Source organism: Aureimonas sp. Leaf427 (genome assembly GCF_001425485.1).
Classification (GTDB): Bacteria; Pseudomonadota; Alphaproteobacteria; order Rhizobiales; family Rhizobiaceae; genus Plantimonas.
The window spans coordinates 142,067-168,921 of record NZ_LMQW01000048.1 but is presented as its reverse complement, the minus strand read 5'-3'; the positions used below and the strand labels follow the sequence as shown (position 1 = coordinate 168,921).

The 26,855-nt window shown below is 68.4% G+C and carries 23 protein-coding genes; 6 read left to right on the top strand and 17 right to left on the bottom strand.

What is annotated here, in order from left to right:
* Positions 1–47: 47 nt before the first annotated feature.
* From ASG62_RS20255 to ASG62_RS20245, 3 genes are all read right to left on the bottom strand, one after another.
* Positions 48–857, bottom strand: a complete 810-nt coding sequence (locus tag ASG62_RS20255) for a transporter substrate-binding domain-containing protein (RefSeq protein WP_056696503.1) — start codon at positions 855–857, stop codon at positions 48–50.
* A 243-nt stretch (positions 858–1,100) separates the two neighbouring features.
* The gene (locus ASG62_RS20250) at positions 1,101–2,138 is read right to left on the bottom strand and encodes a Zn-dependent oxidoreductase (protein ID WP_056696505.1); all 1,038 of its coding nucleotides are present in this window, start codon (positions 2,136–2,138) and stop codon (positions 1,101–1,103) included.
* Positions 2,139–2,363: 225 nt separating this feature from the next.
* Complete coding sequence (locus ASG62_RS20245; RefSeq protein WP_056696507.1) at positions 2,364–3,782, bottom strand: helix-turn-helix domain-containing protein; 1,419 nt, start codon at positions 3,780–3,782, stop codon at positions 2,364–2,366.
* Positions 3,783–3,910: 128 nt separating this feature from the next.
* On the opposite strand from ASG62_RS20245, the gene ASG62_RS20240 reads away from it, so the two are divergent.
* The 4 genes from ASG62_RS20240 (at position 3,911) to mce (ending at position 10,148) form a co-directional block, all read left to right on the top strand.
* The gene (locus ASG62_RS20240) at positions 3,911–5,443 is read left to right on the top strand and encodes an acyl-CoA carboxylase subunit beta (protein WP_056696509.1); all 1,533 of its coding nucleotides are present in this window, start codon (positions 3,911–3,913) and stop codon (positions 5,441–5,443) included.
* Between the two features lie 130 nt (positions 5,444–5,573).
* Positions 5,574–7,577 carry an acetyl/propionyl/methylcrotonyl-CoA carboxylase subunit alpha gene (locus ASG62_RS20235; protein ID WP_056696511.1) on the top strand — a complete coding sequence of 668 codons (2,004 nt, stop codon included), beginning with the start codon at positions 5,574–5,576 and terminating at the stop codon, positions 7,575–7,577.
* Positions 7,577–9,718, top strand: a complete 2,142-nt coding sequence (gene scpA / locus ASG62_RS20230; protein WP_056696513.1) for a methylmalonyl-CoA mutase — start codon at positions 7,577–7,579, stop codon at positions 9,716–9,718. The genes ASG62_RS20235 and scpA overlap by 1 nt, the downstream gene beginning before the upstream one ends.
* A gap of 7 nt (positions 9,719–9,725) precedes the next feature.
* Complete coding sequence (gene mce, locus ASG62_RS20225; protein ID WP_056696515.1) at positions 9,726–10,148, top strand: methylmalonyl-CoA epimerase; 423 nt, start codon at positions 9,726–9,728, stop codon at positions 10,146–10,148.
* A gap of 107 nt (positions 10,149–10,255) precedes the next feature.
* Here the strand turns inward: mce and ASG62_RS20220 are convergent, their stop codons facing one another.
* From ASG62_RS20220 to ASG62_RS20195, 6 genes are all read right to left on the bottom strand, one after another.
* Complete coding sequence (locus tag ASG62_RS20220; protein ID WP_056696517.1) at positions 10,256–11,281, bottom strand: sulfate/molybdate ABC transporter ATP-binding protein; 1,026 nt, start codon at positions 11,279–11,281, stop codon at positions 10,256–10,258.
* Positions 11,278–12,171, bottom strand: a complete 894-nt coding sequence (gene cysW / locus ASG62_RS20215; RefSeq protein WP_056696519.1) for a sulfate ABC transporter permease subunit CysW — start codon at positions 12,169–12,171, stop codon at positions 11,278–11,280. The genes ASG62_RS20220 and cysW overlap by 4 nt, the downstream gene beginning before the upstream one ends.
* On the bottom strand, positions 12,171–12,992 hold the full coding sequence (gene cysT, locus ASG62_RS20210; RefSeq protein ID WP_056696520.1) for a sulfate ABC transporter permease subunit CysT: 822 nt from the start codon (positions 12,990–12,992) through the stop codon (positions 12,171–12,173). Before cysT ends, cysW begins: the two co-directional genes overlap by 1 nt.
* Before the next feature lie 139 nt (positions 12,993–13,131).
* Positions 13,132–14,133 carry a thiosulfate ABC transporter substrate-binding protein CysP gene (gene cysP, locus ASG62_RS20205; protein WP_056696522.1) on the bottom strand — a complete coding sequence of 334 codons (1,002 nt, stop codon included), beginning with the start codon at positions 14,131–14,133 and terminating at the stop codon, positions 13,132–13,134.
* A 152-nt stretch (positions 14,134–14,285) separates the two neighbouring features.
* A complete protein-coding gene (locus tag ASG62_RS20200) occupies positions 14,286–15,563 on the bottom strand; it encodes a GNAT family N-acetyltransferase (RefSeq protein ID WP_056696524.1) in 1,278 nt (425 codons plus the stop codon).
* A gap of 172 nt (positions 15,564–15,735) precedes the next feature.
* Positions 15,736–16,281, bottom strand: coding sequence for a DUF924 family protein (locus tag ASG62_RS20195; protein ID WP_056696526.1), 546 nt, complete (start codon positions 16,279–16,281; stop codon positions 15,736–15,738).
* Between the two features lie 326 nt (positions 16,282–16,607).
* Between ASG62_RS20195 and ASG62_RS20190 the strand changes: the two genes are divergently transcribed.
* A complete protein-coding gene (locus ASG62_RS20190; RefSeq protein ID WP_056696529.1) occupies positions 16,608–16,847 on the top strand; it encodes a sulfurtransferase TusA family protein in 240 nt (79 codons plus the stop codon).
* 13 nt (positions 16,848–16,860) lie between these two features.
* On the opposite strand, the gene ASG62_RS20185 is transcribed toward ASG62_RS20190, so the two are convergent.
* Both ASG62_RS20185 and ASG62_RS20180 read right to left on the bottom strand, forming a co-directional pair.
* Positions 16,861–18,015, bottom strand: coding sequence for a CobW family GTP-binding protein (locus ASG62_RS20185; protein ID WP_056696800.1), 1,155 nt, complete (start codon positions 18,013–18,015; stop codon positions 16,861–16,863).
* Positions 18,016–18,038: 23 nt separating this feature from the next.
* Positions 18,039–19,304 (bottom strand): D-alanyl-D-alanine carboxypeptidase family protein, encoded by a 1,266-nt coding sequence (locus ASG62_RS20180; protein WP_056696531.1) that lies wholly within the window; start codon positions 19,302–19,304, stop codon positions 18,039–18,041.
* 158 nt (positions 19,305–19,462) lie between these two features.
* Between ASG62_RS20180 and ASG62_RS20175 the strand changes: the two genes are divergently transcribed.
* Complete coding sequence (locus tag ASG62_RS20175; protein WP_056696533.1) at positions 19,463–20,632, top strand: M20 aminoacylase family protein; 1,170 nt, start codon at positions 19,463–19,465, stop codon at positions 20,630–20,632.
* A 4-nt stretch (positions 20,633–20,636) separates the two neighbouring features.
* Here the strand turns inward: ASG62_RS20175 and ASG62_RS20170 are convergent, their stop codons facing one another.
* From ASG62_RS20170 to ASG62_RS20145, 6 genes are all read right to left on the bottom strand, one after another.
* Entirely contained in the window at positions 20,637–21,119 is a 483-nt protein-coding gene (locus ASG62_RS20170) for a CreA family protein (RefSeq protein WP_056696535.1), read from the bottom strand.
* Positions 21,120–21,238: 119 nt separating this feature from the next.
* A complete protein-coding gene (locus tag ASG62_RS20165; protein ID WP_056696537.1) occupies positions 21,239–21,535 on the bottom strand; it encodes a hypothetical protein in 297 nt (98 codons plus the stop codon).
* A 131-nt stretch (positions 21,536–21,666) separates the two neighbouring features.
* Positions 21,667–22,548, bottom strand: a complete 882-nt coding sequence (locus tag ASG62_RS20160) for a DMT family transporter (protein ID WP_244487623.1) — start codon at positions 22,546–22,548, stop codon at positions 21,667–21,669.
* Between the two features lie 150 nt (positions 22,549–22,698).
* Complete coding sequence (gene betC, locus ASG62_RS20155) at positions 22,699–24,276, bottom strand: choline-sulfatase (RefSeq protein WP_082537339.1); 1,578 nt, start codon at positions 24,274–24,276, stop codon at positions 22,699–22,701.
* 51 nt (positions 24,277–24,327) lie between these two features.
* Complete coding sequence (locus tag ASG62_RS20150; RefSeq protein WP_056696539.1) at positions 24,328–26,271, bottom strand: putative bifunctional diguanylate cyclase/phosphodiesterase; 1,944 nt, start codon at positions 26,269–26,271, stop codon at positions 24,328–24,330.
* A 21-nt stretch (positions 26,272–26,292) separates the two neighbouring features.
* Complete coding sequence (locus ASG62_RS20145; RefSeq protein ID WP_056696542.1) at positions 26,293–26,784, bottom strand: hypothetical protein; 492 nt, start codon at positions 26,782–26,784, stop codon at positions 26,293–26,295.
* Positions 26,785–26,855: the final 71 nt, after the last annotated feature.

Genomic DNA, 26,855 nt, shown 5'->3' with positions numbered 1-26,855 from the left:
AGGGGCGGCCGCAGCCGCCCGTGCGGTCTGATCGCGGGAGGAACGGGTTAGTAGCGGGCCTGGAGCGAGGGCTGCTCGATGCCGAACCACTCCTGGAAGAGCTTGGCGTTGTCGCCGCTGGCGTTCAGCTGATCGACGAAGAGGTTGACGACGCGCAGCCAGTCGGCGTCGCCGGCCGGAACGCCGATGGCGATCTCGGCGCGGGCGAGCGAGCCCTCGGCCTGGCGCAGCTTGCCGGCATTATCGGCAATGGCCTTCTGGTTGTAGAACTCGTCCTCGGCGATGGCATCCACCTGGCCGGACAGGAGCGCGCTCAGCTCGTCGGCCTGCGTGTTGAAGCGAACGATCTGGGCATTGGGCATGCGGGCGGGAACCGCGCGCTCGGCCGTGCCGCCGCGGGAGATGGCGACGCGGATGCCCGCCTCGTTCGCCGCCTCGATCGTCTGGTGCGGGCTCTCCTGCGGCAGAAGGAGACGCATGTTCGTCACGACGTAGGGGTTGGAGAAGCCTACCGAGGTGGAGCGCTCCACGTTGCGCGTGAAATCGGCGATGGCGACGTCGACCTTGCCGGTCTGCAGCGAGGTCACGCGGCTCGGAATGTCGGTGATGACGAATTCCGGCTCGACCTTCAGCGCCGCCGCCAGCTTCTTGGCGATCTCGATGTCGTAGCCCTCGGGCTCGCCGCTCGGGCCGACCTTGCTGTAGGGCGGCAGGCTGCCGAGAACGGCGACGCGAAGCGTGCCGCGCGACAGGACGTCCTGCAGGACCGCGCCGTTTTCGGCGAGCGTCGGCGTCGCCATGGATACGGCGATGGCGAGGCCGCCGAGAATTCCGAGAACCGTGCGCTTGATGGACATGATCTTCCTCCCAAAGTGACGATGACAAAGTGAACGTTGCGCTCCGGCCCGGCCGAAGCGGTCTTGCGAGAGAGCCGGGTCTTCACCGCGGCGTCTCGTTTCCGGTGCCGAGCGGCGGGCGCGGGCAAGGGTCCGGCGGCCGCGCCTTCGGCGACCCCGGGTCCGGCTTCGTCGCCGTCTCGAACAATCAGGGGAAGCCGGGCCCCGCGGGGCCGGACTTCATCTCATCCTTCCGGGGAAGGATCAGGCGTCGAAGGCGAGCTGCACCTTCAGAACTTGCTCGGGATGCTCCTCCACGAAGGCGAAGGCCGCCTTCGCGTCGGTCGCGGCAAAGGTCTGCGTGATCATGGCCTCGGGCTTCAGAGCGCCGCTTTCCAGCCAGCCGATGACCTCGGGAATGAACCGCCGGTTGAGGCGCGAGCCGACGAGGGTCAGCTCCTTGCGCACGATCTCCTGCTGGCTGACATTGCAGGGCCCCGGCGAGAAGCCGAGCAGGCCGATGCGGCCGGCGGGTGCGGCGACGCGGCAGGCCTCTTCCAGAAGCGCCGGAACGCCGGCGCCGTCGATGACGACGGACGGGCCGAGGCCGTCCAGCTCGCCGGCGACGGCCTCGGGGACGGAGCGCTCGCGCGAATTGATGACGAGGTCGGCGCCGAAGGTCTTGGCGCGCTCCAGCCGGTCCCCGTCGATATCGACGACGATGCAGCGCGCGCCGCGCATCTTGGCGACCTGAAGCACGGTCACGCCGACGGTGCCCGCGCCGTAGACGAGGATCACGTCCTCGGCGGTGGCGGCCGTCCGGGAGAGGACGTTGGCGGCAACCGCGAGCGGCTCGGCGAGAGCGGCGACATCGAGACCGATCGCGGACGAGACCTTGACGGCATTCGCGGCCGGCACGACGGCGACCGAACGGAACCCGCCGTCGCGATGCACGCCGATCACCTGGAGATGCGCGCAGACGTTCGACCGCCCGATGCGGCAGGGATAGCAATGGCCGCAGGCGACAACGGGGTCGGCCACGACGGGATCGCCGATCGCCAAGCCCGACACGCCCTCGCCGAGCGCCTCGATCGTGCCGGCGAACTCATGGCCGATGATGCGCGGATAGACGGCGAACGGGTTCGAGCCGTGCAGGATGTGGATGTCGGAACCGCAGATGCCGGCGCGGCGGACGCGGATCGAGACCTCGCCCGGACCCGGCTCGACAAGCCTGTCCCCGGACCGAACGACGAGATCGTTCGGCGCCAGCACCGAAATGGTGGTTGAGCTTCTTTCGAGCATGACCGGATGCGTCCTCCCAAATCCGATTCCCGTCTTGCATGCTTGTATACGAGTACGGCTAAGCGTGCAAGCCAGGCGCCCGCGTCGTCGCGAGATTTCCGTTAGATCATTGATAAACATAAATTAACGGGCGGCAGGAATTGCCGCCCCATCCCTCGAAAGGTGGCCATCCCTCACGGAGACGTCGGGAGAGACCGCACCGCCGCCGCATTCCGACTCGGGCGATCAGGCCTCGCCGACCGTGTAGGGCAGAGCGGTTCTCGTGTCGTGATCGACCTGCAGTCTGCGCATCAGCGGGGGAACCGCGCGCTGCGGGCAATTGGCGCGCTCGCAGATCCGGCAGGAAATGCCGATCGGGGAGAAGTTGGCCTTGGCGGAGAGGTCGAGATCGTCGGCCTGCACGAAGGCATCGGCATAGGAAATCTCGCAGCCGAAGGCGATGGCGTAGCGCGGCTGCGGGCTGTGATAGCCCATGCCGGACTTGGTGATCTGCGTGGCGAGGCAGAGATAGCGCACGCCGTCGGGCGTCTCGGCCAGCTGCCGGATGATCCGCCCCTGCGCCTCGAAGGCCTCGTGAACGTTCCACAAAGGGCAGGCCGCGCCGAATCTGGCAAATTGCAGCTTGGTCGAGCTGTGCCGCTTGGTGATGTTGCCGGCGCGGTCGATGCGCGCGAAGAACACCGGCACGCCCTTGTTTCCGGGGCGCTGCAGGGTGCTTAGCCGGTGGCAGACCTGCTCCAGGCTGGCGCCGAAGCGGGCGGCGAGGAGGTCGAGATCGTGGCGCAGGCCGCTCGCCGCCGACAGGAACTCGCCATAGGGCAGAAGCAGAGCGCCGGCGAAGTAGTTCTGCAGGCCGATCTTGCAGATCTCCATCGCCTCGGCCGTCCGGAAATTGGCGTCGCGTGCGATGGTGTCGATGAGGGCGTGGGCGTGGAGTTGGGCGACCTGGAGGGCGATCTGGAAATCGCGCGTCGAGGCCGGCGCGTAGCGATTGATGAAGAGCGTTCCGCAGGATCGGTCGAAGTGCCGGAGCCGATCCTTGTCGGGCTCGGCGCGCTTCACCTCGATGCCGTGCCGCGCCTTCAGGAAGCCGGACAGGGCCGCATGGCTGTCGCCCTCCCCCAGGCCCAGTTCGCCCGCCAGCCGCTCCGCCTCCACGTCGAGCGCGTGGAGGTAGTTGTCGACGAAGTGGAAGAAGTCCCGCACCTCCTCGTAGGGCGTCGTCTCGGCCAGGGAGGCGGAGCGGCCGAGGCTGTCGCTGAGCCCGACGAGCTGCTCGCTGTTTCGCTTGTAGCCCTGATGGGCGCGGATGAAGGCGCGCGCGAGATTGGGCGCGCTCTGGGTGACGAGCTTCAGCTCCTGGACGTTGAGCGCGAGGTTCTCGAACAGAGGGTCCGCCAGCGCCTCGGTGAGGGCCGAGAGAAGCCGGTCTCCCTCGCCGGAGGAGAGCTCGCTCATGTTGATCTGGAACTTGTCGGCCAGCGCGACAAGAACGGCGGCGGACACCGGCCGCTGGTTGTTCTCGATCTGGTTCAGGTAGCTCGTGGAGATGCCGATGCGTTCGGCGAACTGGGCCTGGGTCGCCTTGTGGGCGTCCCGGAGTTCGCGGACCTTGCGGCCGATGAAGAGCTTTCCGATCGCCATGTTCGCAAATTCGCAAATCGAGTTTGCAATTTATAGTTTACTCATGCACGCACGATCAAGCGTTTTGTGAACGCCGGACAGACGCTACAAGCGAGGCCGACAGCGACCGCCCCTGAAGTGGAAATGGCATGCGATCCGTTCTTGAGCAGCTGGATACGAGACGGGCCGAAGCGCGCCTCGGCGGTGGTCGCAAGCGCATCGACGCCCAGCACGGCAAGGGCAAGCTGACCGCGCGCGAGCGGATCGAGGTTCTCCTCGACGAGGGCTCGTTCGAAGAATACGACATGTACGTGACCCACCGCGCGGTCGATTTCGGCATGGCCGGCCAGAAGATCGCGGGCGACGGCGTCGTCACCGGCTGGGGTACGATCAACGGACGGCAGGTCTATGTCTTCTCGCAGGACTTCACCGTCCTCGGCGGCTCCCTCTCGGAAACGCACGCGCAGAAGATCTGCAAGATCATGGACATGGCGGTGCGCAACGGAGCGCCGGTGATCGGCCTCAACGATTCCGGCGGCGCGCGCATCCAGGAAGGCGTCGCCTCGCTGGCGGGCTATGCCGACGTCTTCAAGAAGAACGTGGATGCGTCCGGTGTCATCCCGCAGATCTCGGTCATCATGGGCCCCTGCGCGGGCGGCGCGGTCTATTCGCCGGCGATGACCGACTTCATCTTCATGGTCCGCGACAGTTCCTACATGTTCGTCACCGGCCCCGACGTCGTGAAGACCGTGACGAACGAGATCGTCACCGCCGAGGAACTGGGCGGCGCGCGGACGCACACGACCAAGTCTTCCGTCGCGGACGGGGCCTACGAAAACGACGTGGAGACCCTGGAGCAGGTGCGGCTGCTCTTCGACTTCCTGCCGCTGAACAACCGCGAGAAGCCGCCCGTCCGCCCGTTCCACGACGATCCCGCCCGGATCGACATGCGGCTGGACACGCTGATCCCCGATTCCTCCGCCAAGCCCTACGACATGAAGGAACTGATCCTCGCGATCGCCGACGAGGGCGACTTCTTCGAGATCCAAGAGGCCTTCGCCAAGAACATCCTGACCGGCTTCGTTCGCATCGAGGGCCAGTCGGTCGGCGTCGTCGCCAATCAGCCGATGGTTCTGGCCGGCTGTCTCGACATCGATTCCGCGCGCAAGGCGGCCCGGTTCGTCCGCTTCTGCGACGCCTTCAACATTCCGATTCTGACGCTGGTCGACGTTCCCGGCTTCCTGCCCGGCACGTCGCAGGAATATGGCGGCGTGATCAAGCACGGGGCGAAGCTTCTCTTCGCCTATGGCCAGGCGACCGTTCCCATGGTCACGCTGATCACGCGCAAGGCCTATGGCGGCGCCTACGACGTCATGGCGTCCAAGCATATCGGGGCCGACGTCAACTATGCCTGGCCGACCGCCGAGATCGCGGTCATGGGCGCCAAGGGGGCGACCGAGATCCTCTACCGCTCGGAGCTCGGCGATCCCGAGAAGATCGCCGAGCGCACGCGCGAATACGAGGAGCGGTTCGCCAATCCCTTCGTCGCCGCCGAACGCGGCTTCATCGACGAGGTGATCATGCCCCACTCCTCGCGCCGCCGCATCGCCCGCGCCTTCGCCTCGCTTCGCAACAAGCAGACGGACGTGCGGTGGCGCAAGCACGACACGATCCCGTTGTGACCGTCCGGCCCGCTGCGACCGGCCGGCCGGGCCTTCCTCTCCTCGGCCGCCGGCGCTCCTCGGGCCTTCCGTCTCTGCCCGATGACCTCGTCCACACATCGTCACATGCGCGACAATCGTTGGATCTTCCATGTTTCATAAAATTCTGATCGCGAACCGTGGCGAGATCGCCTGCCGGGTCATCAAGACGGCGAAGAAGATGGGCATCGCCACCGTCGCGGTCTATTCCGACGCCGATGCCGAGGCGCTGCATGTGAAGATGGCCGACGAGGCCGTGCGGATCGGGCCGGCGCCGTCGAACCAGTCCTATATCGTCATCGACGCCCTTCTCGACGCCATCCGTCAGACCGGGGCCGACGCGGTTCATCCGGGCTACGGCTTCCTGTCGGAAAACGCCGCCTTCGCGCAGGCGCTGGAGAAAGAGGGCGTCGCCTTCATCGGCCCGCCCGTCCGCGCGATCCAGGCGATGGGCGACAAGATCACCTCCAAGAAGCTCGCCGCGGAAGCCGGCGTCTCCACCGTGCCCGGCCATATGGGCCTGATCGAGGATGCCGACGAGGCCGCGCGGATCTCGGCCGAGATCGGCTATCCCGTGATGATCAAGGCCTCGGCCGGCGGCGGCGGCAAGGGCATGCGCATCGCCTGGAGCGACGAAGAGGCCCGCGAGGGCTTCCAGGCCTCCCGCAACGAGGCCAAGTCCTCCTTCGGCGACGACCGCATCTTCATCGAGAAGTTCGTCACCCAGCCGCGCCATATCGAGATCCAGGTGCTCGGCGACAAGCATGGCACCGTCCTCTACCTGAACGAGCGCGAATGCTCGATCCAGCGGCGAAACCAGAAGGTCATCGAGGAGGCCCCCTCGCCCTTTCTCGACGAGGCGACGCGCCGCGCCATGGGCGAGCAGGCGGTCGCGCTGTCCAAGGCCGTCGGCTACCATTCGGCCGGCACCGTCGAGTTCATCGTGGACGGCAACCGCAACTTCTACTTTCTGGAGATGAACACCCGCCTCCAGGTCGAGCATCCCGTGACGGAGCTGATCACGGGCATCGACCTCGTCGAGCAGATGATCCGCGTCGCGGCCGGCGAGGCGCTGGCCTTCGCCCAGTCCGACGTGCGCATCGACGGCTGGGCCATCGAAAGCCGGCTCTATGCCGAAGACCCCTACCGCAACTTCCTGCCCTCGATCGGCCGCCTCTCGCGCTATCGCCCGCCGACGGAGGGGCGGCGGCCGGACGGCACGATCGTGCGCAACGACACCGGCGTCTTCGAGGGCGGCGAGATCTCGATGTACTACGATCCGATGGTAGCGAAGCTCTGCACCTGGGCCCCGGACCGGCTGGCGGCGATCGACGCCATGTCCGCCGCGCTCGACGGTTTCGAGGTCGAGGGCATCGGCCACAACCTACCCTTCCTCTCCGCCGTCATGCAGCACGAGCGCTTTCGCGAAGGCCGGATCACCACGGCCTTCATCGCCGAGGAGTTTCCGGACGGCTTCCACGGCGTCGAGCCCGATCCCGCATCGGTGCGCCGGCTGACGGCGGTCGCCGCCTTCGTGCACCATACGCTGCAGGAACGCGCCGCGCAGATTTCCGGCACGATCGGCAACCACCGCCGGGTCATCGGCCGGGACTGGGTCGTCACCTTCGCCGGCCACGACGAGACCGCTGCGATCGAGACCACCCCGGACGGCGCAAGGGTCGCTCTGTCGGACGGGACGGCGCTGACGGTCGCGACGGACTGGCGGCCCGGAAGCAGCCATGCCGACTTCCTGGTCGACGGCACGGCGATGGGCGTGAAGATCGACCTTTCCGGCGCCGTCATCCGCCTGCGCTGGCGCGGCATGGATGTCCGCGCCCATGTGCGCAGCCCGCGCGTCGCCGAGCTTGCCCGGCTCATGCCGAAGAAGGTCCCGCCGGATACGTCGAAGTTGCTGCTCTGCCCGATGCCCGGCATCATCACCGCCATCGCCGTCGCCGAGGGTCAGACGGTGGAGGCCGGCCAGGCGCTCGCGACGGTGGAGGCGATGAAGATGGAGAACACGTTGCGGGCGGAGCGGCGGGGCACCGTGAAGCACATCGCGGTCGCGGCCGGCCAGAGCCTTGCGGTGGACGAACTCATCATGGCGTTCGAGTGATGGCGGGGGACAAGACGCTTTCCGACTGGGCGGCGCTGGCCGAGCGCGAGGTGAAGTCCCCGCCCGATGCGCTGACATGGCAGACGCCCGAGGGCATCGCCGTCAAGCCGCTCTACACCGAGGCCGATCTCGAAGCGGCCGGCCATCTCGGCTCGCTGCCGGGCTTCGCCCCGTTCACCCGGGGCCCGCGCGCCACCATGTATGCCGGCCGGCCCTGGACGATCCGGCAATATGCCGGATTCTCGACGGCGGAGGCGTCGAACGCTTTTTACCGTAAGGCGCTGGCGGGCGGGCAGCAGGGCGTCTCCGTCGCCTTCGACCTCGCCACCCATCGCGGCTACGATTCCGACCATCCGCGCGTCGAGGGCGATGTCGGCAAGGCGGGCGTGGCGATCGACTCGGTCGAGGACATGAAGATCCTCTTCGACGGCATTCCGCTCGACAGGATCTCGGTCTCGATGACCATGAACGGCGCGGTCGTTCCGATCCTCGCCGCCTTCATCGTCGCGGGCGAGGAACAGGGCGTGCCGCGCGCCGCGCTGTCCGGCACGATCCAGAACGACATCCTCAAGGAGTTCATGGTCCGCAACACGTACATCTACCCGCCGGAACCTTCCATGCGGATCATCGCGGACATCATCGACTACACCGCGCGCGAGATGCCGAAGTTCAACTCCATCTCGATTTCCGGCTATCACATGCAGGAAGCCGGGGCGACGCTGGTGCAGGAACTGGCCTTCACGCTCGCCGACGGCCGCGAATACGTGCGCGCCGCCATCGCCAAGGGCCTCAACGTCGACGACTTCGCCGGCCGGCTCTCCTTCTTCTTCGCCATCGGCATGAACTTCTTCATGGAGGCGGCGAAGCTCCGCGCGGCCCGGCTCCTCTGGACGCGGATCATGGAGGAGTTCGCGCCGAAGAAGCAGTCCTCGCTGATGCTGCGGACCCATTGCCAGACCTCCGGCGTCTCGCTGCAGGAACAGGACCCCTACAACAACATCATCCGAACCGCCTTCGAGGCCATGTCCGCCGTGCTCGGCGGCACGCAATCGCTGCACACCAATTCCTTCGACGAGGCGATCGCCCTGCCGACGGAGTTCTCCTCGCGCATCGCCCGCAACACCCAGCTGATCCTGCAGCACGAGACCGGCGTCACCCGCGTCGTCGATCCGCTGGCGGGCTCCTACTATGTCGAGAGCCTGACGGCGGATCTGGCCGACAAGGCCTGGGCGCTGATGGAAGAGGTGGAGGCGCGCGGCGGCATGACGAAGGCCGTGGCCGAGGGCCTGCCCAAGCGCCTGATCGAAGAGGCCGCGACCCGCCGGCAGGCCGCCGTGGACAAGGGCGAGGAGGTTATCGTCGGCGTCAACAAGTACCGGCTCGAGACCGAGGACGCGATCGACATTCTCGACATCGACAACGCGGCGGTGCGCAGCTCGCAGATCCGGCGGATCGAGGAGACGCGGCGGCGGCGCAGCGCGAGCGAGGTCGCGGAGGCGCTTCGGGCCCTGGAGGACGCCGCCCGCACCGGAACCGGCAATATGCTCGACGCCGCCGTCGCCGCCGCCCGCGCCCGCGCCACGGTCGGCGAGATTTCCGACGCCCTGCGCGCCGTCTTCGGCGACCACACGGCCGTGCCCGAGGTCGTCAGCGACATCTACGGCGAGGCCTACAAGGACGAGCCGGAACTGGCCGTCCTCTCCGCAAGGCTGGCGAGCGTCGCGCAGTCGATCGGCCGCAAGCCGAAGATCATGGTCGCCAAGCTCGGCCAGGACGGCCACGACCGCGGCGCCAAGATCATCGCCTCGGCCTTCGGGGACATGGGCTTCGACGTTCTGACCGGGCCGCTCTTCCAGACGCCGGACGAGGCGGCCGAGATGGCGCTCGCGGCGAAGGTCCACGTCGTCGGCGTCTCGTCGCTGGCGGCCGGGCACAAGACGCTTCTGCCGCAGCTGATCGAGGCGCTGAAGGCCAGGGGCGGCGGCGAGGTCATCGTCGTCTGCGGCGGCGTCGTGCCGCGCCAGGACTACCAGTTCCTTCTCGACCACGGCGTCGCCGCCGTCTTCGGACCCGGAACCAACGTCATGGAAGCCGGCCGCGCGGTTCTCGATCTGATGCAGGGCAAGCTGCGGAACTGGTGAGGCGACGATGCTCGGACCCGTCAATCACATCGCCATCGCCGTCCCCGACCTTGCGGCGGCCATCGCGCTCTACGAGCGGCTGGGCGCGGACGTGTCCGCGCCCCAGGACCTTCCCGAACATGGCGTCACGGTCGTCTTCATCCGGCTGCCGAACACCAAGATCGAGCTTCTGCATCCGCTGGGCGAGCGCTCGCCGATCGCCGCCTTCCTTGCCAAGAATCCGTCGGGCGGCATCCATCACGTCTGCTTCGAGGTCGCCGACATCGGGGACGCCGGCCGGACGCTGGCGGAAAGCGGCGTGCGGGTGCTGGGATCGGGCGAGCCGGCGATCGGGGCCCACGGGCTTCCCGTCCTCTTCGCCCATCCGAAGGATTTCGGGGGAGCTTTGATGGAGTTCGAACAGGCGGCGACGCCGGCGCCCCGTCCCTAGAGTTCGTCAGGTTCATACTGAACCAGACGGACTCGAGATTCCTATGATACCGTTTGCCTTTTCGGGATAACCGGTTCCCACTTATCCCCGACAAACTCTGAACGCCGTCAGTCCTTGAAGATCTGCCAGCGGTGGAGGCGGATCGAGCCGGCGTCGCCGGGGCGCGACTCGTCGTCCGGGGTGGCGTCGAGTTCGACGGTCTCTCCGGTGGCCGCGAGGACGACGAGACGGCGGCTGTCGGGGCGGTCGAGAATGCGCTCGATGCGCGCGGGGAGGCCGTTCGGATCGAGCGGGCCGCTCCAGGCGATGTCGCGGGGCCGCGCATAGAGGGCGGCGGGACCATCGGCAAGGCCGGGAGCGGCGAGGTTCAGGGGCCCGAGAAAGGCGCCGCCGCCGCGGATCTCGACGGGCAGGCGGTTGGCGTCGCCGAGAAAGTTCAGCACGAAGGCCGAACCCGGACGGCGCGTCACCTCGCGCGGCGTGCCCGACTGCACGATGCGGCCCTCGCTGAGGATGACGACCTCGTCGGCGAGATCGAGCGCCTCCTCCTGGTCGTGCGTCACGAAGATCGTGGTGATGCCGAGATCGTCGTGGATCTCGCGCAGCCAGCGGCGCAGATCCCGCCTGACGGCCGCGTCGAGCGCGCCGAAGGGCTCGTCGAGCAGCAGGACGCGCGGCTCGACCGCCAGCGCGCGGGCGAGCGCCACGCGCTGGCGCTGGCCGCCGGAAATCTGCGCGGGAAAGCGCCGGCCGAGGCCGGGCAGGCGCACGAGGCCGAGAAGCTCCTCGACCCGCGCGGCGATCTCCGCCTTCGAGCGACGCGGCTTCAAGGCCTCCATGCCGAAGGCGATGTTCTCGGCGAGCGTCATATGCGGGAAGAGCGCGTAGTGCTGGAAGACGAAGCCGACGCCGCGCTTGGCGACGGGGATGTTCGTCGCATCCTCCTCGCCGAAGCGGATCGAGCCCTTGTCGGGGAAGTCGAGCCCGGCGACCATTCTCAGGATCGTCGTCTTGCCGGAGCCGGAGGGGCCGAGCAGGGCGACGAGCTTGCCCGAGCCGATGTCGAGCGTCACGCCGTTCACCGCGGCCGCGCCCTCGAAGATGCGGTGGATGCCGTCGAGATGGATGTTCATCGGGCGGTCTTTCCGGGCGGGATGGTCGCGTCGATCAAGGCCGGGCGCGAGGGCCGGCGGCCGGCGCCCCGGCCCTCAAGCCAGACCTTCAGCGACAGGGTGACGACGGCAAGGACGGTCAGGACAGCGGCGGCGGCGAAGGCGCCGGCCGTGTCGTAGTCGTGGTAGAGCAGCTCGACATGGAGCGGCAGCGTGTTGGTCTGGCCGCGAATGTTGCCGGAGACGACGGAGACCGCGCCGAACTCGCCCATGACGCGGGCGTTGCAGAGCACCACGCCGTAGAGCAGCGCCCAGCGGATGTTGGGCAGCGTCACCTTTCGGAACGTGCGCCAGCCGCCGGCGCCGAGCGAGGTCGCGGCCTCCTCCAGATCGCGCCCCTGCGCCTGCATCAGCGGGATCAGCTCGCGCGCGACGAAGGGCGCGGTGACGAACAGCGAGGCGAGCACGATGCCGGGCAGCGCGAAGAGAACCTGCACGCCCGCCCCCTGCAGCGCCGGCCCGAAGAGCCCCTGCAGGCCGTAGACGAAGAGATAGGCGACGCCCGCGACGATGGGCGAGACCGAGAAGGGGATCTCGATCAGGATGACGAGAAGCCGCTTCAGCGGGAAGTCGAACTTCGTCACCGCCCAGGCCGCCGCGACGCCGAAGGCGGTGTTCACGGGAACGGCGATGAGCGCGGTCAGCAGCGTCAGGCCGATCGCATGGAGCGTGTCGGGATGGACGATGGTCGAGCCGAAGGCGGAAAGGCCGGCCGAGAAGGCCTGCGCGAAGATGACGGCGAGCGGGGCGACGAGGACGAGGAGCGCGAGCAGCACCGTCGCGCCGATCAGAAGCCGCCGGACGGGGCCGCGCTCGCCGATGCGCGCGCGGGTGGATCTGCGGGCCGCCATCAGCCGCGCCTCGTGTAGCGCAGCGCGCGGGACTGGAGGAAACCGGTGACCGCGAGCATGAGGAAGGCGGCGATCAGCATGACCGAAGCGAGCGCGGCGGTGGCGGGATAGTCGTATTCCTCCAGCCGGATGAAGGCGAGAAGCGCGGTGATCTCGGTGGAGCGCGGCTGGTTGCCGGCGATGAAGATGATCGCGCCGAACTCGCCGAGCGAGCGGGCGAAGGCGAGCGACACGCCGGCCAGCAGCGAGGGCGCCAGAAGCGGCAGGAGGATCTTGCGGAAGATGCGGGCCTCGCCGACGCCGAGCGAGAGCGCGGCCTCCTCGAGCGCCGGATCGAGGTCTTCGAGCACGGGCTGGACCGTCCGCACCACGAAGGGCAGGCTGGTGAAGACCATGGCGACCGCGATGCCGAGCGGCGTGTAGACGACCGTCACGCCGATCGCCTGCAGCGCCTGGCCGAGCCAGCCGTTGGAGGCGAAGAGCGTTGTCAGCGCGATGCCCGCGACGGCGGTCGGCAGGGCGAAGGGCAGGTCCACCACCGCGTCGAGCAGGCGCCGGCCGGGAAAGCGGTAGCGCGTGAGGACGAAGGCGAGCGCGAGGCCGAAGACGGCGTTGAAGGCGGTGGCCGCAAGCGCGCTAAGGACGGTGACGCGATAGCTCGCCACCGCGCGCGGCGAGGAGACGATGCGCCAATAGTCGGCAAAGCCGAGACTCGCGGCCTTGAAGACCAGCGCGCCGAGCGGCAGGAGGACGACGACCGACACGAAGAGGAGCGTGAAGCCGAGCGTGAGGTTCAGGCCGGGCAGGACGCGGCGGGACACGGGCGAACGATGCTCCTCGACATAAGAAGGGCCGGAACATGGGAAGGGCCGGCGCGGGCCGGCCCTCGATCATTGATGACGTCCTACAGGATCGCGGCCCGGAGGGAAGCCGGCAAATGGGGCCGGCCCCCGATCGATCTCAGCGGTCGCCGTAGATCTGGTCGAGCAGGCCGCCGGAGGCGAAGTGCTCGGCCTGGACCTTGTCCCAGCCGCCGAACGTGTCCTCCACGGTCAGGAGCCGCACCTCGGGGAAGCTCGACGCGAAGCTCTTGGCGACCGCCTCGTCGCGCACGCGATTGCCGTTCTCGGCGATGATCGTCTGGCCGGCCGGCGTGTAGAGGTAGTTGAGATAGGCGGTGGCGAGGGGACGCGAGCCCCGGGCATCGGCGACCTTGTCGACGACGGCGACCGGAAACTCGGCGAGAAGGCTGACCGGCGGCACGACGGTGGTGAACTTGTCCTCGCCGAACTCCTTGGCGATGCCGCGCGTCTCGGCCTCGAAGGTGATGAGCACGTCGCCGATCTCGCGCTCGACGAAGGTCGTCGTCGCGGCGCGCCCGCCCGTGTCGAAGACCGGCACGTTGTCGAAGAGCTTGGCGATGAAGGCCTTCACCTTCTCCTCGTCGCCCTCGAAGGCCTCGCGGGCGAAGGCGGTGGCGGCGAGATAGGTGTAGCGCGCGTTGCCGGAGGTCTTGGGGTTGGGGAAGACGACCTTCACGTCGTCGCGCACGAGATCGTCCCAGTTGCGGATGTTCTTCGGGTTGCCGGCGCGCACGAGGAAGGCGGGCAGCGAATAGTAGGGCGAAGCGTCGTTCGGAAGCTCGGCCTGCCAGCCCTTCTCCACGAAGCCGCCCTTCACCAGCGCCTCGACGTCCGTCACCTGGTTGAAGGTCACGACGTCGGCCTCCAGACCTTCGAGGATCGCGCGGGCCTGCTTGGAGGAGCCGGCATGCGACTGGTCGACCGTCACGTCCTTGCCCTCGGCCGCCTTGTAGGCCTCGGTGAAGCCCTTGTTCACGGCGGCGAACAGCTCGCGCGAGACGTCGTAAGACGCATTCAGAATCTTGGTCGGCTCGGCACTGGAGGCCTGCCCGATCATCAGCGCCAGAATGGCCGCACCGAGCGCCAGCGTCTTCTTCATGAATTCATCCTCGAGTCGGGGAAACGGTCGGCTCCAGCCTAGGGGCCGCGCTTCCCGCGCACGAGGCCGCGGCGCTTTGTCCTTGCGCTGCCGGGGGGAAGATTATTCCGGATACGGGGGCGGTCGCGCAAATCCGCCGTCCGCCGCGTCCTTCAATGCAAGGGAAGCATGGACTTCAGGCGCTCGCGCATGAGGCGAACCATGTTGCGGGAGCTGCGCGCGCGGGCGAGCCCCTCGGCCGCCTGATCGACGCGCTTTCCGGCGTTCTCCGACAGTCCGACGACGAGACTGCCGATCGGCAGGCGCGTCTTCCACAGCCGGTTCATCAGGAAATGATCGGGCACCGCGCAGGAATCGGCCCTCGTCACGGCGGGATCGGCGATCAGTGCGTCGCTCGCCTCGATCATCATGAGAAGGCCCGGCGAGGCGGCGGCATGGGTCTCGTCATAGGCCATCTTCCAGGCGAAGGCCTCCCCGCCCGTGACGAAGGCGACGAGGCTGGCGATCGGCGCGCCGTCGAGGCGCAGCGTGAAGATGCGGGCGCGGTCCTTCTCGGCAAGGCGGTTGACGCTCTCGCGGGCGAAGGCGGCGCGGTAGCGGTCCATGACGAGCGCGCTGCGCGAGCGGCCCTTCCAGCCGCTGGCCTCCAGATGGAGGAAGGCCTCCAGCGCATGGCGAACGTCGGTCGGCTCGCGCGCCACCTGGAAATCGAGCGTGCCCTTGGCCTCCAGAAGGCGACGCTGGCGCGCGACCTCCCGCCGGCGGCGCGAGGAGAGCGCGGCCTCGACGCCCGTCTTGGCGCCGGCGTCGAGCGAGGCGCGCTCGAAGGCGTTGGCGCTCGCCATGGGAAGGCCGAGCTTTTCGGCGGCGCTCATCAGCGTGCGGGCGAAGGGGCCGTCGAGGCGAAGATCGGGCAGGACGAGGAGGCCGGGAAGACGCAAGCCGTCCTCCTTCAGCACCTCCAGGAAGCTCACCAGGGTCTGGAGCGGATCGTCGCTGTCCACGAGGGGCGTGCCGAGCGGGCCGAAGGGATGGGTCCAGGCGCGCATGATCGCGGGGCCGCCGAAGAGGCCGGCGCGCTCCACCGAGAAGGGCATGAGCAGGCGCACGCGGCTGCGCCGGGCGCCCTCGTCGCGCATCACGAGAAGGCGCACGCTGCGATCGTCCAGCCGGGGCATGGCCGGGATCAGGAATTGCGGGGAGAAGAAGACGTTCTGGTCGATCGAGCGGCGGGTGAGGAAATCCAGCTCGTCGATCAGGCCGAAGGCGGCGCGCGGGCGATAGATCGAGACGCGGCGCACGCCATCTTCGCGCAGGAAGGACACGCTGGCATCGGGCAGGCCCCGCGGATCGTCGGCATCGACGAGCGCCATGGCCGGGGCCGCGCTCGGCGAGGCCATCAGTTCGTCGGCGAGAGGCTTGGCGCTCATCGGTCGCTCCGCGGAAGGTCTCGACTCCGGGGAGAGATGCGCCGGCCCCGACAGGAACCGGACGAAGCGCTCGAACGCCGTTCGTCTTGGGAACGATGCTAACAGCGGGAGTTTAAGGCTCCGTTCGCAAGGATGATCAAACGCTCACGCGCCACATGACGGCGCGAGCCGATCAGCCGGCGAAGCCGCCCGCCTTCAGGAAAGCGTGCTCCTCGTCCCGGCTGTCGCGGCCGAGGACGGCGTTGCGATGGGGGAAGCGGCCGTGGCGGGCGATGATGTCGCGATGCTCCTCGGCGAAGGGGAGGTTCTCGGGGCCGATCTCGCGCATCCACTCGACGCAGGCCTCCTGATCGCCGAGATCCTCCGAATGCATCAGCGGCATGGCGAGGAACTGGTTCACGTCCTCGCCGAGCGTCACCGCGTCGCCGCGCGCCAGCGCCGCCTTGGCGATGGCCAGCGCCTTCTCGTCGGTGGCGAACATGCGGGGGCTGCCGCGATACATGTTGCGCGGGAACTGATCGAGCAGGAGGACCAGCGCGAGCGCGCCCGTCGCATCCTCTGCCCAGGCGTCGAGATCGCCCTGCGCGGCGCGCTCGTAGATATCCTCGAAGCGCTGGCGGATAGTCTCGTCGAAGGCCTCGTCCTTCTCGAACCACTTGTCGGGGACCTCGCGCCAGAAATCGACGATCCGTTGCGGGTCGATGGTGTAATCGCTCATGTCGGGGTTCCGTCGGGACGAACAGTGCTTCGACGCCTATTTAGAGGCTGTTATGAACCTTGGACAGGTGTTGTGCCGCTTGTGTTGGGTCGCGGGGTAGGAGCCCGATGCCGCCGGTAGCGGGGCTACCGGCAAAGAGGGCGACGCACATCCGCGGCCCAACACAAGCGGCCCTTCGGGTCGTGTGAGCGACGCCATCCGGGGTGTCGGGTAGAACAGACAAGACAGATAGTCTTGCCTGTTCCACCCTCCTACCGGCCTGAACGTCGCTGACACGACACAACACCTGTCCAAGGTTCATAACAGCCTCTAGGAACGAGACGGCCATGCAGAAAGACGCGCGTGAACTCGACCTTCGCGGCCTGCGCTGCCCCCTCCCCGCGCTGCGCACCGAGAAGGCCCTGCGGCACGCGGCCCCCGGCGAGAGGCTGGTCGTGCTCGCCGACGATCCCCTGGCGGGCATCGACATTCCCCATCTCTGCCGGACGGAAGGACACCGGCTCGTGGAGACGGGCGCGCAGGACGGGTTCCGGCGGTTCGTGATCGAGCGCTGCGGGGTGGACTGAAGCGTCCGGCCCCTCAGAAGCTCATGCCGGGAATGGCGAGCGGATTGTCCGTCAGCGCCTTGCGGTCGGGCGAATCCAGCCTCGGCACGCCGGTGAAGGCGGCGAAGAGGTCGCGGATGTGGCGCTCGTCGAGACCGTCGCCGATCAGCACGAGCCGCGAGGCGGGCTTCATGTCGCCCGGCCAGGCGGGCAGGCGCACGGGCGGATGGAGATAGGTGCGAACGCCGTGCAGCACGAGCGGGCGGCCGGGCTGTTCCACCGTCGCCACAACGGCCTTCATGCGCAGGAGCCGCGGCCCCTGCGTGCCCGCCAGAAGGTCGAGGAACTCGTGGATGACGGCGACCGGGATCGGCGTCTCGTGCAGGATCGAGAAGGAGTTGATGCCGCCATGGCGAGAGGCCGTGGTGCCGTGATGATGATGACCGTGCGCGCCGTGATCGTGGTCATGATCATGGCCGTGCGCATGATCGTGGGCGTGGTCGTCGTGGGCGTCGCCGGAGGGCGCGCCCTCGCCCAGCCAGCGGGCGACGTCGGCGATCTTGGTCTCGGGATCGTAGAGGCCGCAGTTGAAGAGAGCCGATGGGCCGGCCTCGCCGAGCGCGGCGTCGAGGATCGGCGCGCGCGGGTTGAGCGCGGCGAGATGGGCGACGAGCGCGGCTTTGGCGCCGGCCGGCGCAAGATCGGTCTTGGTGACGACGAGGCGGTCGGCGACGGCCGCCTGTCGGCGTGCCTCCTCATGCGCGGCCAGGGTCGCCTCGCCTGAGAGCGCGTCGACGACGGTGACGACGCCGTCCAGCGCATAGGCCTGGACGAGGGCGGGATGGCCCATGAGCGCGGCGAGGACCGGCGTCGGGTCGGCAAGGCCGGTCGTCTCGATGACGACGCGCTTCAGCACCGGCGCGCGGCCGGTCTGCATGCGGTCGGCGAGATCGGCCAGCGTGTCCACGAGGTCGCCGCGCACGGTGCAGCAGAGGCAGCCGTCGGAAAGCTCGATCAGCCCGTCGCGGGCGGTCTCGACCAGGAGATGGTCGATGCCCGCCTCGCCGAACTCGTTGACGATGACGCCGGTCTCGGTGACGCCGGGATCGACGAGAAGACGGTTCAGGAGCGTCGTCTTGCCCGCGCCGAGAAAGCCGGTGAGGACGGTGACGCGAACCGGAGCCGGCAGCGCGCCGGGCCGGCCGGGGGCGCTCAGTTCGCCACCCGGGGCGTCGGCACGGGAATGCCGCGGCGCGTGACGCCGAGATCGACGGGCGGCGCGGAGGAGGCGATCGTCTGCGGCTCGGCCGCGGCGCGAAGCTCGGCGGCCGCGGCATGGGCGGCATCGTCCGGCTGCGGCGGGCGGAAGGTCGGGATGGGCAGGCCGTAGGCCGCGATCAGCGAGATGCCGGGCGCGACCTTGGACGTGCCGGCGGCACCGCCGAGCCCGACCTGGACGACGGAGCGCGGGCGCTGCAGCTGCGCGAGCTGGCTGCGCTTCTCCACCGCCGCCGGCCCCTTGGCGGCCGCCGCGGCCTCGGCTTCCTCCTCGGCCTTCGCCTCCTTGGCGCGGGCCGTGCGGCCGGCGGGCGAGCACATGCGCTCGGAAATGTCGGCGACCTCGCCGCCGCCGACGGGCATGTCGGACAGCTTCATCGAGCCGGAGCCGGGCGTCGCCTTGAAGCCCTCCTCCAGGAGTTCGGCGGCGTGACGGTCGCGCACGGCCGTCCCGTCCGCGCCGAGCACGACGGCGACGAGCGTGCGCCCGTCCCGCGTCGCGGAGCCGACGAGGTTGAAGCCGGAGGCGCAGATATAGCCGGTCTTCATGCCGTCGGCGCCCTCGAACCTGCCGAGAAGACCGTTGTGATTGTTGATGACGGCGTCGCCGACCTTGATCGCCTCGGTCGAGAAATAGTCGGAGAAGGCGGGAAAGTCGCGGCGCAGGGCGGCGGCGACGAGGGCGAGATCGTGGGCGCTCGAATACTGTCCGGCGCCGGGAAGCCCGTGCGGATTGACGAAGTGCGAATCCTTCATGCCGAGCGCCGCGGCCTCGGCGTTCATCTTCTCGACGAAGGTCTCGACCGAGCCGTCGCCCAGCGCCGTGCCGATGGCGACGGCGACGTCGTTGGCCGACTTGACCATCAGCATGCGCAGAGCATTGTCGAGGCGCATGACCGAGCCCGGCTCGAAGCCCATCTTGGAGGGGGCCTGCGTCGCGGCATAGCGCGTCATGACGACCGGCGTGTCGAGCCCGGCCCGGCCCTCGCTGACGGCCTTCAGCGCGACGTAGGTCGTCATCAGCTTCGTCGTCGAGGCCGGATACCAGCGCTTCGTCGCATCCTTCTGGGAGAGGACGGCGCCGGTCGCGACGTCGACCACGATCGAGGTCTCGGCGCGGGCGGCGGAGAGGGCTGACGCGGCAAGGCCGGCGGCGAAGAGGACCGCGGTGCAGCGCCTGGCAAGCCGAATGGCCTTCAAGCTGACATCCTTCAGGTTTCGCCCCTCTGCGCGGATCGCTCGAACGAGTTGGGGCTTCGATTGCGCGCTATCTCGCCTGTGTGACCATGTCATGGCAAGATGGAGCGCGATATGACGGGCGGTGCCTTCGGGCAACGCCGGGGACGGAAATGGATACTATGCTGAACGAAAGCCGCATCGCGGCGGCCATCGACGACGCCGTGCTCTGGCGTCACCACCTCCACGAGCGCCCGGAGCTGCTTTACGAGGTCGAGGAGACCGCCGCCTTCGTCGCCGAGCGGCTGCGATCCTTCGGCTGCGACACGGTGGAGACGGAGATCGGCCGGACCGGCGTCGTCGCGACGATCCGGGGCCGGCGCGGCACGAGCGAGCGCCGCATCGCGCTGCGCGCCGACATGGACGCGCTGCCGATCAAGGAGGAGACCGGCCTGCCCTATGCCTCGCAGCGGCCCGGCGCGATGCATGCCTGCGGCCATGACGGGCACACCGCCATGCTTCTCGGCGCCGCCCGGACGCTTGCCGAGACGCGCGATTTCGACGGCACCGTCATCCTCGTCTTCCAGCCCGCCGAAGAGGGCGGCGCCGGGGCGCGGGCGATGATCGAGGACGGGCTCGTCACGCGGTTCCGCCCCGACGCCTTCTACGGGCTCCACAACATTCCCGGCATCGCGCTCGGCACCTTCGCGGTGCGGCCGGGCCCGATCATGGCCGCGACCGACGAGTTCCGCGTCGCCATCACCGGGCGCGGCGGTCATGCCGCGATCCCGCACCGCACGGCGGACCCGATCCTGGCGGGCGCGGCGCTCGTCCAGGGGCTGCAGCAGATCGTCTCGCGCAACACCGATCCGCTGGCCTCGCTCGTCGTCTCCGTCACGCAGTTCCATGCCGGATTCGCGCACAACGTCATTCCCGACGATGCCATCGTCTCCGGCACCGTGCGCTCGCTCTCCGACGAGACGCGGACGGCGGCGGAAGCCCGCATCAGGGCCATCGCGGCCGGCATCGCTCTGGCGCACGACTGCGCGCTGGAGGTCGAGTACCAGCGCAACTATCCCGTCACCGTCAACGACCCGACGGCCGCCACCTTCTGCGGCGACATTGCCGCCGGGCTGGTCGGCGAGGAAGCGATCGACCGCGCCGTGGACCCTTTGATGGGCGGCGAGGACTTCTCCTACATGCTGGAGCAGCGGCCGGGCGCCTTCGCCTTCATCGGCAACGGCCCCTCCGCCAATCTGCACCACGCGCTCTACGATTTCGACGACCGGGCCATCCCCTACGGCATCGCCTATTGGGTGGCGCTCACGGAAAAGGCGCTGTCCCCGGCTTAGCGCCTCACTGCGGCCTGCCCTTCTCCCAGGTCGCGTTGGCCGAGAAGAGCGGCACGGTCGAGATCGCCATCTTGGCGCTGCCTTCGGAAATCTCGCGGGCGAAGGTCAGATAGATCAGCGTGTCGTTGGCCTTGTCGTAGACGCGGTTGACCTTCAGCGACTTGAAGACCAGCGAGCGGCGGGCCGAGAAGATCTCCTCGCCGTCTTTTCCGAGATCGATGTCGCCGACGGTGATCGGGCCGGTCTGGCGGCAGGCGATCGAGGAGTTGGACGGGTCCTCGAACCAGTTTCCCTGGCGCAGGCGGTCGACCACGCCGCGATCGAAGTAGCTGACATGGCAGGTGATGCCCTGGATCTTCGGGTCGGCCACGGCCTCGATCTTGATCTCGTTGCCGAGCCAGTCCGTGCCGATCTCGCCGACCTCCTGCGCGAGGACGGGGGCCGCCGAAAGAAGCGCGGCGACGAGGGCGAGAAGGGAGCGGCGCATGTGGCAAGCCTTGGAGCGAGAAGCACGCGCCTCAGATGGCGCTGGCGCAAATCAGCTTCAATAAGGCCGGTGACGGAGCATGGTCGCGCGAGGGCCGATCGCGGGGCCTCGTCCCGGGGTCAGGCGCGCGTCGGCCGCGCCTTGCCGAAGGACGACCGCACCGGGTCCTCGCCGCAGGGGTGCTCGAGTTCGGTCTCGACCCAGCGGGCGGCCTCATCGAGGTCGGCGAAGGTGGTCGTCGGCAGGCCCTCGAGCTGGCCGAAGGCGGCTTCGAGATAGAGCCGGCCGCGCTCCTCCAGATGCTCGGCGCCGGCAAGGCGCACGAAGACGCCGACGAGCTTGCCGTTGTAGAGCGCCAGATGGCCCTCCTCGTCCTCGCTGTCCGTCGCAATCAGCATCGGCTCGAAGATCAGCAAGGTCGGCTCCTCGGCGTTTGAACGATCAAGCCATTGCGGCGCCTACCGGTTCCTCGATCGTCGATCGAGATTTGGACAGGCTCCTACACACCCGCCCGGCGCCCGCCGCGAGATGGAAACGGGACCGGTCGTCAGGCGTCGAGGACGGCGGGCAGGACCCGGCGGTTCTCGCGCCACCAGATGTAGAGCCCGCTGGAAATGAGGATGGCGGTGCCCAGAAGCGTCGTCCAGCGCAGGTGATCGCCGAAGAGGAGAAGGCTGAGGATCGTGGAGAAGAGGACTTGGCTGTAGAGAAAGGGCGACAGGAGCGAGGCCGAGGCCGAGCGGAAGCCGACGACGAGGCAGAAATGCCCGACGGCCCCGACGCAGCCGACGAGAACGAGCAGCGCCATCTGCTCGGAGGTGGGCGTCTGCCATTGCGGCACGACGAGGATCGTCAGGATGACGGCGCCGACCGCCGTCGTGTTAAACTGCGTGGCGGGCGCCTCGTCGCTGCCGGCCAGCTGCCGCGTCAGGAGCATGTAGACCGAGTTCGCGCCGGCCGCGAGAAGCGGGAAGAGGAGGTAGGGATCGGTGCCGGCGACGCCCGGCCGCACGATCATCAGGACGCCGAGAAACCCCGCGACGACGGCGAGGATGCGGTGGATGCCGATCCGCTCCTTCAGGAAGATGACCGACAGGATGGTGATGACGATCGGCGAGCAGAACATGACGGAGGTCGCATCCGCCAGCGGCACCCGCGCAAGGCCGACATACATGAGGACGGAAGCGCCGAGGAGCGCCAGCCCGCGCAGGATATGGATGACCGGGCGCTTGGTCTTCAGAAAGCGCGTTCCCGTCGTCGCCGAGAGATAGCCGGTCATGATCACGGTCTGGAAGACGTAGCGCCCCCAGACGACCTGCAGGACCGGAAGGTGGCCGGTCAGATACTTGCCGCCCGCATCCATCACCGAGAAGACCATGCCGGCGAAGACGGTGAGGAGAATCCCGACGAGAAGTCTGTTGCCGTTCACGAATGTCGCCGTGCAGGAGGGAGGGGAGCGGGCCCTCCCTTAGCGCGCGATGCCGCCCTGCGCATCGCACAATCTCTCATGCCCCGTGTTCTTGCGTGATCTCGTTCCGGCGTAATCTCGCTCCGGCACGATCCCGGCGACGGGCCGCCGCTACTCCCCGCGCGGGAAGCGCTGCTGCTCCTCCAGGACGTTCAGGTCCATGTGGTTGCGCATGTAGCGCTCGGAGGCCTGGCGGAGCGGCTGGTGGTCCCAAGGGTAGTAGGCGCCGTTGCGCAGCGCCTCGTAGGTGACGTGGCGCCGGGCCTGGCTCTCGCGCACGGCCCGGTCGAAGGCGGCGAGGTCCCAGCGCGCCTCGATCGCGGCCCCGAGCCGCGCCCGCGTTTCGGCATGGGCGGGATCGCCCGCGAGATCGTGGAGTTCCTTCGGGTCGGCGGCGAGATCGAAGAGGAGATCGGGATCGGCCGCGCAGCGGGAGAGCTTGAACGGCCCGTCGCGCAGCGCCACCATCGGGGCGATGGAGCCTTCGGCGGCATATTCCATCGGCACGGGCTCGGCGCGCCGGCCGGAGGCGGCGGTTCCGAGGAGGGAGAGCCCGTCCGTCCAGGGCTCGACCTCGGAGAGATCGATGCCGGCCAGCTCGGCCAGCGTCGGCACGAGATCGAGCGTGGAGACGGGCGCCTCGACGAGGCCGGGCGCAAGGCCGGGCGCGGCGACCATCAGGGGCACGCGCGAGGAGCCCTCGAAGAAGTTCATCTTGAACCAGAGGCCGCGCTCGCCCAGCATGTCGCCGTGGTCGGAGAGGAAGAGGATGGCGGTGTTCTCCTCCAGCCGGCAGCGCCGGAGGATGTCGAGGATCTCGCCGATCTTTTCGTCGACATAGGAGATGTTGGCGAAATAGCCGCGCCGGGCGCGGGCGATCTCGGCCGGCGTGATCTCGTACTTCTCGTCCTCGCAGGCCCGCATCAGGCGCTGCGAATGGGCGTCCTGCTGCTCGTAGGGGATGCGCTCCACCTCCGGCCGAAGCTCGGCGCAGTCCTCGTAGAGATCCCAGTACTTCCGGCGCGCGACATAGGGGTCGTGCGGATGGGTGAAGGAAACGGTGAGGCAGAAGGGCCGCCCGTCCCGCCCGCGCGAAAGGTCGTAGAGCTTCTGCCCCGCGAAATGGGCGACCTCGTCGTCGTACTCGTACTGGTTGGTGATCTCCGCGACCCCGGCGCCGCTGACCGAGCCGAGATTGTGATACCACCAGTCGATCCGCTCGCCGGGCTTGCGGTAGTCCGGCGTCCAGCCGAAATCGGCGGGATAGACGTCCGTCGTCAGGCGCTCCTCGAAACCGTGGAGCTGGTCGGGGCCGACGAAGTGCATCTTGCCGGACAGCGCGGTGTGATAGCCGGCGCGGCGCAGATGATGGGCATAGGTCGGGATCGAGGAGGCGAACTCGGCGGCGTTGTCGTAGACGCCGGTGCGCGAGGGAAGCTGGCCCGCCATGAAGGAGGCCCGCGCCGGGGCGCAGAGGGGGCTCGCCGTATAGGCGTTGGCGAAGCGCAGCGAGCGCCCGGCAAGCGCCTTGAGATGCGGCGCCTTCAGGAACGGGGCGGGCCCATCGGGAAAGAACGTCCCGTTCAGCTGGTCCACCATGAAGATCAGGACGTTCGGGCGCTGTGTCACGGCGGCGGGCTTCCGGTCTGTTGTCGTCGGCACGGACGCTAGAAACTGGGCCGCCACCATGCGCGTCTCAGCGCGCAACGGAATGTCGTCATTGGCGCGGCGGTGGCCGCTTCAGGCAACCTGACGGGCGATCGGCGAAGCGCCGGCGTGCCGCTCGATCTTTCGGGACGGGTCGCGCGGCGTTCCGCCGAGGCGCACGCGGCTGGTCGCGACGTCGCGCGACAGCGGGCGGTCGAAGAGATAGCCCTGGCCGTGATGGCAACCGGCCGCGCCGACGAGGTCGCGGTGCTCCACGGTCTCGATGCCCTCCGCCACGATCTGGAGGCCGAGCGTCCGGGCGAGGCCGCAGATCGCGCTGACGATGGCGAGGCTGGAGGAATCGGTCTCGCTGGAGCGCACGAAGCTCTGGTCGATCTTCAGCTTGTCGAAGGAGAAGCGGCGGAGATAGCCGAGCGAGGCGTATCCCGTGCCGAAATCGTCGAGGGAGATGGCGACGCCGAGGGCGCGAAGACGCGCGAGCACGCCCAGAACCGCCTCGTCGTTCTCGATGAGGACGCTTTCGGTGATCTCGATCGTCAGGCGCGCCGGGGCGATGCCGTGCCGCGCGAGGGCCTCCTCGATGCAGCGCGAGAGCGAGGGATCGGCGAACTGCCGCGCCGAAACGTTGATCGAGATGGTGATGGCCTCCGGCCAGCCGGCGGCGGCCTTACAGGCCTCGTCGACCACCCAGCGCCCGATCTCGACGATGAGGCCGCTCTCCTCGGCGATGGGGATGAATTCGGCGGGCGAGATCAGGCCGAGCTCGGGATGGCGCCAGCGCAGGAGCGCCTCGAACCCGTCGATCCGCTGATCCGACAGATCGACGATCGGCTGGAAGACGAGAAAGAGGTCGTCGGCCGCCACCGCCCCCGCGAGGCGCTGGACGAGCCGCTGGCGGCGCAGGGCGGTGCGGTGCATCTCGTGTTCGTAGACGCAGGTCCTCCCCCGCCCGCCGGCCTTGGCGGCGTAGAGCGCGAGGTCGGCGTTCTTCAGAAGGACGCCGGGGTCCAGCGCCGTGTCGGGCTGATGCGTGGCAAGGCCCATCGACACGCTCGCGCGCACCGACTGTCCCGGCATCTGCAGGGGATCGCGGAAGGCGAGGAGGATGGCGTCGGCGCAGACGCGCGCCCGGTCGCCCGCCAGCGCTCCCTCGAAGAGAATGGCGAACTCGTCGCCTCCCAGTCTCGCGAAGAGGTCGGCATCTCCGAGGACGCCCGCCAGACGCCGCGACAGGGCCACCAGGAAGCGGTCCCCCTCGATGTGCCCGAGCGTGTCGTTAATGTCCTTGAAGTTGTCGACGTCGAGAAGAATGATCGCCTGCGCCTTGGTGGATTTCAGCGACCGCAGCTTCTCGTTCAGCGTGAAGCGATTGGCGATCCCGGTCAGCGCGTCGTGATGGGCCATGTGGTTGGCCTTGGCGTTCTGCCGGTAGACGAAGACGACGAGGGCGACGCCGAAGCCGATCAGCGCCAGGATGACCGTGCACAGATAGGCGAAGACGCCGAGGAGCTTGGTCTGCTTGGCCGCGACGACGTCGCCCGCGACCGCATGGGACATGGAGGACAACCGCGCGAGGCGGGTGTTCATGGGATGGATCAGCGTGATGGCCCTGGCCGCGACCTCCGGCTCGGCGACCCTGTCGATCAGCGGGCCGATCTCGTCGATGATGGTCTTCAGTTCGCGCAAGGGCGCGAGCGTATCGGGCTCGTCGGACCGGTAGGTCGAGAACTCGCCTTCCAGCGAGGCCTTGATGCGGCCCAGCACGATCTGGTGGCGCAGCTTCACCTCCGAAAGGTCGAGGCCGGAGCCGGGTATGACGGCGCCGGCGATCGCGACTTCCAGGCGCAGGAGCTCGGCGCCCGCCTGTGCCAGATCGAAGGTCTTGTTGTAGCGGGACGCGTCCGCGATCTCGTCCTGATAGCGCACGGCGAGGATCGAGGCGACGACGGCCAGAATGGCGAGGACGCTGGTGGTCAGCGCCAGAAAGAGCCGGAGATAGCGGGCTCGACGGGTCATCGGGTCATCCTCGCCATCGGATCAGAAGATCTCGATGGTGGTCAGCTGCCAGACGCAGCGGGCATAGACCGACTGCTGCTGCAGGCGCTCGTCGCTGTCGAAGGGGAAGACCACGAAGAGCGGGCCCTTGTCGCTGATGGGCATGACGTTGCCGTCCTCGCGGTAAGCCAGGATGCCACCGAGGCCCTTGATGTCCGCGATCTCGATCTCGGCCATGTAGTCGTTGAGAGCAATGAGGCGCAGTTTCGTGCCCTTCGCCCCGACGAGATCGAGGAACCGATCGATGCCGATCCCCTCGAACGCGGTCGGGCCGGCATGCCAGGGCGTCTTCGTCGTGAAGGCGATGCGCGGCTGGGCTTCGAGATCGGCCAGAGTGAAGCTGCGGCTCGCGCCGTCGGCGACGGCGCCGCTGACGGTGAGGATCGGCGCTTCGGCGAAGGCGGGGCGGGCGGCGAGGGCCGCGAAGGCGACCGCGCCCTGCAGCAGCGCACGCCGATGGAGCGTAGGGATCATGACAGGCTCCAGGACGTAAGCGAGACGGGCGATATCTACCCGGCAGGCCTTAACGTTCATTGAATACTCCC

Bases quoted from the DNA above. Each gene is read 5' to 3' on its own strand.
- ASG62_RS20190 (WP_056696529.1), top strand. From the start codon at position 16,608: ATGCAGAAAGACGCGCGTGAACTCGACCTTCGCGGCCTGCGCTGCCCC.
- ASG62_RS20195 (WP_056696526.1), bottom strand. From the start codon at position 16,281: ATGAGCGATTACACCATCGACCCGCAACGGATCGTCGATTTCTGGCGC.
- ASG62_RS20245 (WP_056696507.1), bottom strand. From the start codon at position 3,782: ATGGCGATCGGAAAGCTCTTCATCGGCCGCAAGGTCCGCGAACTCCGG.
- ASG62_RS20255 (WP_056696503.1), bottom strand. From the start codon at position 857: ATGTCCATCAAGCGCACGGTTCTCGGAATTCTCGGCGGCCTCGCCATC.
- betC (WP_082537339.1), bottom strand. From the start codon at position 24,276: ATGGTGGCGGCCCAGTTTCTAGCGTCCGTGCCGACGACAACAGACCGG.
- ASG62_RS20220 (WP_056696517.1), bottom strand. From the start codon at position 11,281: ATGAACATCCATCTCGACGGCATCCACCGCATCTTCGAGGGCGCGGCC.
- ASG62_RS20175 (WP_056696533.1), top strand. From the start codon at position 19,463: ATGCTGAACGAAAGCCGCATCGCGGCGGCCATCGACGACGCCGTGCTC.
- scpA (WP_056696513.1), top strand. From the start codon at position 7,577: ATGGCGGGGGACAAGACGCTTTCCGACTGGGCGGCGCTGGCCGAGCGC.
- mce (WP_056696515.1), top strand. From the start codon at position 9,726: ATGCTCGGACCCGTCAATCACATCGCCATCGCCGTCCCCGACCTTGCG.
- ASG62_RS20150 (WP_056696539.1), bottom strand. From the start codon at position 26,271: ATGACCCGTCGAGCCCGCTATCTCCGGCTCTTTCTGGCGCTGACCACC.
- cysP (WP_056696522.1), bottom strand. From the start codon at position 14,133: ATGAAGAAGACGCTGGCGCTCGGTGCGGCCATTCTGGCGCTGATGATC.
- ASG62_RS20235 (WP_056696511.1), top strand. From the start codon at position 5,574: ATGTTTCATAAAATTCTGATCGCGAACCGTGGCGAGATCGCCTGCCGG.
- ASG62_RS20170 (WP_056696535.1), bottom strand. From the start codon at position 21,119: ATGCGCCGCTCCCTTCTCGCCCTCGTCGCCGCGCTTCTTTCGGCGGCC.
- ASG62_RS20145 (WP_056696542.1), bottom strand. From the start codon at position 26,784: ATGATCCCTACGCTCCATCGGCGTGCGCTGCTGCAGGGCGCGGTCGCC.
- ASG62_RS20250 (WP_056696505.1), bottom strand. From the start codon at position 2,138: ATGCTCGAAAGAAGCTCAACCACCATTTCGGTGCTGGCGCCGAACGAT.
- ASG62_RS20240 (WP_056696509.1), top strand. From the start codon at position 3,911: ATGCGATCCGTTCTTGAGCAGCTGGATACGAGACGGGCCGAAGCGCGC.
- ASG62_RS20200 (WP_056696524.1), bottom strand. From the start codon at position 15,563: ATGAGCGCCAAGCCTCTCGCCGACGAACTGATGGCCTCGCCGAGCGCG.
- cysW (WP_056696519.1), bottom strand. From the start codon at position 12,171: ATGGCGGCCCGCAGATCCACCCGCGCGCGCATCGGCGAGCGCGGCCCC.